The following is an 8,532-nucleotide window of genomic DNA, read 5'->3' on the forward strand; positions in this document are numbered from 1 at the left end:
ATCCTTAGAAAGGAGGTGATCCAGCCGCACCTTCCGATACGGCTACCTTGTTACGACTTCACCCCAATCATCTGTCCCACCTTAGGCGGCTGGCTCCTTACGGTTACCCCACCGACTTCGGGTGTTACAAACTCTCGTGGTGTGACGGGCGGTGTGTACAAGGCCCGGGAACGTATTCACCGTGGCATGCTGATCCACGATTACTAGCGATTCCGGCTTCATGCAGGCGAGTTGCAGCCTGCAATCCGAACTGAGAATGGTTTTATGGGATTCGCTTAACCTCGCGGTCTTGCAGCCCTTTGTACCATCCATTGTAGCACGTGTGTAGCCCAGGTCATAAGGGGCATGATGATTTGACGTCATCCCCACCTTCCTCCGGTTTGTCACCGGCAGTCACCTTAGAGTGCCCAACTGAATGCTGGCAACTAAGATCAAGGGTTGCGCTCGTTGCGGGACTTAACCCAACATCTCACGACACGAGCTGACGACAACCATGCACCACCTGTCACTCTGTCCCCCGAAGGGGAAAGCCCTATCTCTAGGGTTGTCAGAGGATGTCAAGACCTGGTAAGGTTCTTCGCGTTGCTTCGAATTAAACCACATGCTCCACCGCTTGTGCGGGCCCCCGTCAATTCCTTTGAGTTTCAGCCTTGCGGCCGTACTCCCCAGGCGGAGTGCTTAATGCGTTAGCTGCAGCACTAAAGGGCGGAAACCCTCTAACACTTAGCACTCATCGTTTACGGCGTGGACTACCAGGGTATCTAATCCTGTTCGCTCCCCACGCTTTCGCGCCTCAGCGTCAGTTACAGACCAGAGAGTCGCCTTCGCCACTGGTGTTCCTCCACATCTCTACGCATTTCACCGCTACACGTGGAATTCCACTCTCCTCTTCTGCACTCAAGTCCTCCAGTTTCCAATGACCCTCCACGGTTGAGCCGTGGGCTTTCACATCAGACTTAAAAGACCGCCTGCGCGCGCTTTACGCCCAATAATTCCGGACAACGCTTGCCACCTACGTATTACCGCGGCTGCTGGCACGTAGTTAGCCGTGGCTTTCTGGTTAGGTACCGTCAAGGTACCGGCAGTTACTCCGGTACTTGTTCTTCCCTAACAACAGAGTTTTACGATCCGAAAACCTTCATCACTCACGCGGCGTTGCTCCGTCAGACTTTCGTCCATTGCGGAAGATTCCCTACTGCTGCCTCCCGTAGGAGTCTGGGCCGTGTCTCAGTCCCAGTGTGGCCGATCACCCTCTCAGGTCGGCTACGCATCGTTGCCTTGGTGAGCCATTACCTCACCAACTAGCTAATGCGCCGCGGGCCCATCTGTAAGTGATAGCCGAAACCATCNCATTACCTCACCAACTAGCTAATGCGCCGCGGGCCCATCTGTAAGTGATAGCCGAAACCATCATTCAGCTTTTCCTCATGAGAGAAAAAGAATTATCCGGTATTAGCTCCGGTTTCCCGAAGTTAATCCCAGTCTTACAGGCAGGTTGCCCACGTGTTACTCACCCGTCCGCCGCTAACTTCAGGGAGCAAGCTCCCATCCATTCGCTCGACTTGCATGTATTAGGCACGCCGCCAGCGTTCGTCCTGAGCCAGGATCAAACTCTCCAATAAAGAGTAAGATTAGCTCTAAAATAAAAATTAAAACGTTGACGTTTCTGCTTTGTTTAGTTTTCAAAGAACTATTTCTATGAGACAGAATAATATCATACCATCTCTTTTTCATGGTGTCAAATACTTTTTCGCTAACTTTCTTCAAAGCAGCATCCAAAGTATTCCTTTCAATACACCTATTAACCTTTACCCAATTAAGAAATCATTTTACTTAGCGGGACTTTCCTATATTACTATTTTAGAATATTAAAGTCAACAACTATTTTAAAAAAAATTTTATGCGATTTGTTAGTCTTACAATCTTTTTTCACAAATATCTTAGCTGGATTTTTAATATTACTATCATAATATATAAAAGTCAACAATTAAACGCAAAAATATATTTCATAAATAAGAAGCCATTACAATAGAAGAAGGCGACAAACAAGTTTTGATTTAAGGTTCTTTAAAAACCTTTCAACTAGATTAGCTAGTTGAATACCTAACTAGCAAAGTACCACACATACAATCATTTATTTTAGGCCGATTGAGTCTAAAATAACGGTTAATATCAACTAAAAAAAGTTGAACGTCCATCAAGTTATAATTAACTTAAATGGACGTTCTTTATCAGCTTATCTGAGATGCCTATATAGAATTAACGCTACAGCCGTGAAATTCACAGTAAAAGTACATATAACACACTTCTAGCTAACTACAATGCTTTTTTGACTTGATGATAATTTTAGTTTTAGTCGCTTTTAAACCTTTTTAACAAATTCAGATTTTAATTTCATAGCTCCAAAACCATCAATTTTGCAATCAATATCGTGATCTCCATCAACCAAACTTATATTTTTTACTTTTGTACCAATTTTTACGACTAATGAACTTCCTTTTACTTTAAGATCTTTGATTACTGTGACAGAATCCCCATCATTTAAGATATTTCCATTTGCATCTTTGATAATCCTTTTATCTTCACTATTTTCAGTTTCTACTTCTAAAGTCCACTCATGCGCACATTCTGGGCAAACAAAAAGACTTCCATCTTCATAAGTGTATTCTGAATTACATTTAGGGCAATTTGGCAAATCATGCATAATTTCATTTCCTCCATTTGATATTGTTAGTTCTAGGATATAAGAATTTTGTTACTTTCCTATATACAACTTCGTAAGAATAGCAATTACGAACTTGAAATTTATAGAAAAGAATATATAGCGGTTTCTTTTATGCTTATATACTGCCACATTCCTCTTATATTGACAAACCTTCCTCCAAGCTTTCCTTGAGATATAATCATTTAATATTTTTCAATAGAATAACGAATTTTTACAGTCCATAGCTTGCGAACATACTAATATAAATCATTCGATAAAAATGTCTTACGAGTTAAATTAATAAATTCCTCTAAAGGAGGTGTCATCCATTTATCCTTATGCCATGCAATTTGAGTAAAAAGTGGGGATCCGGGAGCCTTCCATGATAATTCCTTCATTCTGCCCTCTTTAATATCTTTTTCCACTACCATCTCAGGTAATAAAGCTATGCCTAGTCCCGCAATTACACATTGTTTGATAGCTTCGATGCTGCCAAATTCTATTTTATCTAAAGGGTATACTCCCACTGATTTGAAGGAGTCCTCAAAAATATTCCGATAAGAACAGCCAGTTTCTGTAAGCAAAAGAGTCTCATGCTTAAGATCAACTGGTGAGATCACTAATTTTAGATGGTTTGGCGAGGCGACCAATTTTAATTCTTCCTTGATAAGTTGCTCTATTCTTAAAGAATCCTCAGGCTTGCTGTGGTCCATAATAAAAGCAACATCTAATAATCCCTCCATTAGCTGCTTTCTCGCCATTTCGTCAGAATGTGCAGGTTTAAAAACAAGCTTAATATTTGGAAATTTAGCTTTGAACTCTTTAAGAATTGGAGGTAATCGATATGTGCACTGGCTCTCCTGTGCCCCTATTGTAAGGGTACCTGTTGGTTCTTCTTCTCCATTTGCAGCTATAATTGCTTCTTCGCTTAGTCTGATCATCTTTTCAGCATAAATTTTAAAGTGATGTCCAGCCTCTGTTAAAACTAATCGTTTTCCTAGACGCTCAAATAATGGTTTACCAATCTCGCCTTCAAGAGCTTTTATTTGGGCTGTTACACTAGATTGTGCGAAATTTAATATCTTCGCAGTCTGGGTAAAGTTCAAATTTTCTGCGGCATTTTTAAAAGTAATCAATTGTTTGATTTCCATATCATCAGCCTCTTTATAATCGTTATTTCCGATTGAATTAATCAACAAAATCATCTTTATCGATTGTTAATTTCATTATAAGATATAAGTAATCAGGCAACAATTAGTAAACAACTTAATGTATAAGAAAAGGAGAGATAAGGAATGACAATAGCAGTCATATTTGGGGGAACCCGTCCAAATGGAAATACAGATATATTGACAGAACACGTAACTCAAGGAATAGCTTCCGAAAAAATATACTTAAGAGATCATAAAATCCAACCAATTATCGACATGCGCCATTCGCAAGATGGATTTCAGGACAGAAATGACGATTATAACGGGGTCATCGATAGGATTCTGCCACATAACATTTTAATATTTTCAACTCCAATTTATTGGTATAGCATGTCAGGAACCATGAAAAACTTTATTGATCGATGGTCTCAGACATTAAGGGACCCGAAATATCCTGATTTCAAAAATAAAATGGCGTCAAAAAAAGCATTTGTGATTGCCGTTGGAGGAGATGATCCATCCATTAAAGGCCTGCCTATGATTCAGCAGTTTAAACATATCTTTGATTTTGTTGGAATGGAGTTTGGGGGATATATTCTTGGAAAAGGGAACAAACCTGAGGATGTCATTCAAGACAAAGATGCACTTTTCGCAGCTTCTCAAATCCGTAATCATTTAAAGGACTAACGATCCTTGTTAAGTTAACAATAAGTTTAATTAAAAAAGGCTTTCACTTAATCCTTTGTGATTGGAAGCATGGATAAAGATTGGGAATCCCATATCATATGCTTACGCATTCCTCCATAGACATAATGCTCCGTAAAAATACAGCCTGTCATTTACTATATTTCACATGTATAGTTGCATTAATATATTTTTTAAAGGAGTGTTCTGTTTTGTTTTTAAAGCTTACAAAAGAGCAACAACAATTAATGATTGCTGACATTCAATATTTCTTTTCGCAAGAAAGAGATGAAGAAATAACCGAATTTGCTGCAGAAAGAGTATTAGAGTTTGTTAAGAAGTCTCTCGCTCCTCATTTCTATAACGCTGCTATTTTAGATGCTAAACATGTAGTTGAACAGCAATTTTCTTCACTAGAAGATGAAATATTATCTCTCGAACGTCCTATTAAAAGATAATAGATTCTCAAGAGTGAATTTGACCGTAAGAACTCTTTTTATTGCGCAGTTGGTGTCAAAACCGTTATATCATAATCACGATACAAAAATAGACACATTTTCTTTTTTGAGAATTGCGCTATATTCTGGAATTTGATTATTAGGTTTTATGCTTAATGGGACGTGGTTCTCTTCCCCCACGTCCCATTATGCTATAATTGCTCCTTCCAGAGCTTCATTGGATCTTCTTGCTCATCATTTAATGGCATTTGGACCATCGAAAGTGTCCTTTCTGCTTTTGGTTTTTGTATGTCCCCATATATCATTTTCGATTTCCCTAATCCAGCTTCAGCCGCGTCCTCAACAGATGCACAATAAAATACCTTTTCAATACCAGCAAAGTACATAGCCGTTAAACACATCGGACAAGGCTCCCCGCTCGCATACATCGTATAACCGGATAAATCGAGCGTTTGTAATTGCATTTGCGCTCTCCTAATAGCTAGTAATTCCGCATGCCCGCTAACATCATAGGTTTTGTGCAGCTCATTCACACCTTCAGCTACAATATTATTATCTTTCACAAGTACCGCACCAAAAGGTTGTCCTCCATCACGAACATTGTCTACCGCCAGTCTTACAGCTCGCTCCATGAATTTTCCCATTACAAAACCCCCATGATTATTTGATACTTCTATCATGATCATAAGACATTAATAAAGGTTTCTCAATGAATCGTCTTACTATAGCTATAGTAAGTTAGGAATTTCTTCACCGGGAGTATAACTCAATCTTCCTGTAGATTGGAAATTGAACCATGAATAATATCGTACTCGTTTCATTATCTGTAATTACAATGAAAAATGGCCGGTTCACTTCCATATGGAATGGCGTATCTATTGAAGCCGACTCTTTAACCACTTCTACAAACGTTGCCAATATAAAAAAACTCATTATATAAGTAGAAGGATTAATTTCTTAAAAATTATCGCCACCCTTTACCACATTAGACTTTTTAAATCGGGAAAGGCTTCAGCAATTCCTCTCTCAAAGAATGTGAATGGTAAAACCCAATAAATAGGTAGGAGAACTTGCACACTTAAGACTACGCCCATGCTGAGCGCACAAAAAAATCCTGCATATCAATACAGGATTTTTGATCAAACTTTTAATTATTAAACTAGTACTGCTGATAAATCTTTTGCTACAGCTTCAACTTTCGCTAAACCTTCTGCAATAATTGCTTCTGCTTGATCTGGTGCTGATGCATGACCTTCAATAATAACTTCTTGTGCGATTTCCATACCGAATACGCCACCAACAACGTTTTTAATATAGGTAGCAGCCATTTCCATTGGTGCTGCTTCTGGTGTTGAGTAAACGCCACCGCGTGCACTTAGAATAATGGCTTTTTTGTCAGTTAATAATTGTACTAATTGGCCATTTTCGTCATATTTGAAAGAATAACCAGCTTGGTATACATAATCAATGAATGTTTGCAATTTAGCTGGGATTGTTAAGTTCCATAACGGGAATGCAAATACAACAACGTCTGCAGCTGTTAAGGCATCCATTGCTTTTTGTTTTGCAGCTAAAATACGTTGTTCTACGTCAGTCATTTCTTCGCCTGATTGTACTTTACCGAAAGCGTTGAATAAATCTTGACCAAGGTAAGGCATATCTTCTGCAAATACATCATAAGTTGTTACGTTTACACCTTCAAGGTTTTTCATGAAAGTTTCATACATTTTACTTGATACAGCTTCAGAGGCTGGACGGTTATTTGCTTTTACTACTAATATATTCATATTGTTTATCTCTCCTTAAGTTATCGTCAATTTGTTTATCTTGAATTCATAATATATGAATATAACATAAATGTCAACCAATTAGATTTTCGTTATCTCATTAACATTATTCATTCAATAAAAATGCTCCTACTTGGTAGATTAGGATTTGAACAATCCAAACCACATAAAGAGAGGAACACATTCTGGTGAATAATTATTACACAATTAAAACGAGCATTGGAAAAATTTCTATAGAGCCAACTTAAGAGCCCGTAACGTCTAATGCGGGACAAAAGATTAGATTTCATCTCCCACTTTCATTCTTAAAAGGGCTTGCAAAGGCGGAGAATATCCCTAATAGAATATATAAATAACCAGTTATCCGATTCTGTAACTTTGTATTTACTTTACTACCTATAATCCGCTTTCTAATACTTGCTGCAAGAAGTGCATACAGACCATCACTAATAAAAGCTAAAATAATAAAAATAGTTCCTAAAAGTAAAAATTGTACTATAACTGATCCGGCAGAAGGTGATATGAATTGCGGAAAGAAGGCTAAAAAAAAGAGCGCTGTCTTGGGATTCATAATTTCTACAAGAGCTGATTGATATAAAATCTTAGTTAATTTTTTACGAGGGGCTTTAGGAGTTTCTGAAGTCGTTGAACCAGATGAAGCAAATAAAGTCTTACACCCCAGATAGATAAGATAAATAGCCAAATAGTTGAAGACTCCATAAATTACAACTCCTTTTCGTATTTTTTCTTAAATTAATGGTGATATATTGTTGTAGACCCGTTCGCATTCCCCATTACATGACTTTTGTAAAGGTAAAAACTACTCTGAACCAGTAGTTTTTATCCGTATATATCATATTTGTGGTTAGAGGATAAAAAGACCCTAATCAGTTGACTGGTCTTATCCTTGGCTACTCAATTGTAAGGTGTTGTACGATCTGAATTAATAAAAGCTAAAAGTAGTAACATTACACCTCACTTTTTTAAGTTTGCTTTCATTAATAAGGAAATCTGTTGCTCATCTGTATTTGAGATCTGTTCCAGTTGATTAACAATTAGCTCTTGTCTCTGCAATGGATGGTTTTGACTTAACTTTGCTTTTCCCTCTATCTTATTGATTTTTATTTTGAATCCCTGAATTCCTTTATTCATACCAGCGAGAAACTCAGCGTCGACATCTTGTAAGCTGTAAGAACTATCAGGAGCTTCATACTTCAATACCATGTCATGTAAGGGGACCATTAACTCATGCTCATCCTCTATAAGTTCGACTTCTCCGTAGACATGAACGGTCACATAATTCCATGTTGGTACTGCTTTATTCGTCTCATACCAAGAGGGAGAGATATAGCAATGAGGACCATGAAAAACGGCTAAAACTGTTTGATCTTCAATATCTTTCCACTGAGGGTTCGGACGAGCAAAGTGACCATATAAGTATGTGTTCTCCTTGTTCAAAATTAACGGTAAATGAGTTACGAATGGCATTCCATTGTGTTGAGAAAACAGGGTTGCAAAACTATGTTCTTTTATAATGTCGCAGGCGATTTTTACATCTGCAATTTTAAAGTGTGAAGGAATATACATGGGGTTTCTCCTTTCAGAATTTTAATCTTTATGTGAAGCATTGAAAATAAAGGCTGTTCTCGCATATATTGTTGTTTTTAGCCTACAAACTTTGCCCGCTGATTTCCGCTGCGGGCACTTGCTTTCCGCGGGGAGGGACGGAAGCCTCCTCGGCGTTACCG

General features: G+C 38.3%; 9 protein-coding genes and 1 rRNA gene. 2 read left to right on the forward strand and 8 right to left on the reverse strand.

Translation table 11 applies throughout. From position 1 onward, the window contains the following. Positions 1-8 precede the first annotated feature (8 nt). From BGM26_RS14475 to BGM26_RS14485, 3 genes are all read right to left on the reverse strand, one after another. Positions 9-1,622 (reverse strand): 16S ribosomal RNA (locus tag BGM26_RS14475). Between the two features lie 740 nt (positions 1,623-2,362). Continuing rightward, a complete protein-coding gene (locus BGM26_RS14480; RefSeq protein ID WP_217040464.1) occupies positions 2,363-2,704 on the reverse strand; it encodes a zinc ribbon domain-containing protein YjdM in 342 nt (113 codons plus the stop codon). A 257-nt stretch (positions 2,705-2,961) separates the two neighbouring features. Beyond that, complete coding sequence (locus BGM26_RS14485; RefSeq protein ID WP_217040465.1) at positions 2,962-3,855, reverse strand: LysR family transcriptional regulator; 894 nt, start codon at positions 3,853-3,855, stop codon at positions 2,962-2,964. 144 nt (positions 3,856-3,999) lie between these two features. Between BGM26_RS14485 and BGM26_RS14490 the strand changes: the two genes are divergently transcribed. Next, the gene (locus tag BGM26_RS14490; protein WP_217040466.1) at positions 4,000-4,542 is read left to right on the forward strand and encodes a flavodoxin family protein; all 543 of its coding nucleotides are present in this window, start codon (positions 4,000-4,002) and stop codon (positions 4,540-4,542) included. A gap of 209 nt (positions 4,543-4,751) precedes the next feature. Further along, the gene (locus BGM26_RS14495) at positions 4,752-4,997 is read left to right on the forward strand and encodes a DUF2164 domain-containing protein (protein ID WP_217040467.1); all 246 of its coding nucleotides are present in this window, start codon (positions 4,752-4,754) and stop codon (positions 4,995-4,997) included. A 191-nt stretch (positions 4,998-5,188) separates the two neighbouring features. On the opposite strand, the gene BGM26_RS14500 is transcribed toward BGM26_RS14495, so the two are convergent. The 5 genes from BGM26_RS14500 to BGM26_RS14520 form a co-directional block, all read right to left on the reverse strand. Continuing rightward, positions 5,189-5,641: a nucleoside deaminase gene (locus BGM26_RS14500; protein WP_217040468.1), complete on the reverse strand. Its 453-nt coding sequence runs from the start codon at positions 5,639-5,641 to the stop codon at positions 5,189-5,191. Positions 5,642-5,747: 106 nt separating this feature from the next. After that, entirely contained in the window at positions 5,748-5,915 is a 168-nt protein-coding gene (locus tag BGM26_RS14505) for a serpin family protein (RefSeq protein ID WP_254119297.1), read from the reverse strand. Between the two features lie 236 nt (positions 5,916-6,151). Next, the gene (locus BGM26_RS14510) at positions 6,152-6,784 is read right to left on the reverse strand and encodes an FMN-dependent NADH-azoreductase (RefSeq protein ID WP_217040470.1); all 633 of its coding nucleotides are present in this window, start codon (positions 6,782-6,784) and stop codon (positions 6,152-6,154) included. 286 nt (positions 6,785-7,070) lie between these two features. Then, a complete protein-coding gene (locus BGM26_RS14515; RefSeq protein WP_483297783.1) occupies positions 7,071-7,487 on the reverse strand; it encodes a LysE family translocator in 417 nt (138 codons plus the stop codon). 272 nt (positions 7,488-7,759) lie between these two features. After that, a complete protein-coding gene (locus BGM26_RS14520) occupies positions 7,760-8,371 on the reverse strand; it encodes an FMN-binding negative transcriptional regulator (protein WP_217040471.1) in 612 nt (203 codons plus the stop codon). Between the last annotated feature and the right edge of the window lie 161 nt (positions 8,372-8,532).

The organism is Bacillus sp. FJAT-29790 (genome assembly GCF_019039215.1).
Lineage (GTDB): Bacteria > Bacillota > Bacilli > Bacillales > Cytobacillaceae > Cytobacillus.

Excerpts from the sequence above, each read along its gene's own strand:
- BGM26_RS14510 (WP_217040470.1), bottom strand. The coding sequence starts at position 6,784 with ATGAATATATTAGTAGTAAAAGCAAATAACCGTCCAGCCTCTGAAGCT.
- BGM26_RS14520 (WP_217040471.1), bottom strand. The coding sequence starts at position 8,371 with ATGTATATTCCTTCACACTTTAAAATTGCAGATGTAAAAATCGCCTGC.
- BGM26_RS14500 (WP_217040468.1), bottom strand. The coding sequence starts at position 5,641 with ATGGGAAAATTCATGGAGCGAGCTGTAAGACTGGCGGTAGACAATGTT.
- BGM26_RS14480 (WP_217040464.1), bottom strand. The coding sequence starts at position 2,704 with ATGCATGATTTGCCAAATTGCCCTAAATGTAATTCAGAATACACTTAT.
- BGM26_RS14490 (WP_217040466.1), top strand. The coding sequence starts at position 4,000 with ATGACAATAGCAGTCATATTTGGGGGAACCCGTCCAAATGGAAATACA.
- BGM26_RS14485 (WP_217040465.1), bottom strand. The coding sequence starts at position 3,855 with ATGGAAATCAAACAATTGATTACTTTTAAAAATGCCGCAGAAAATTTG.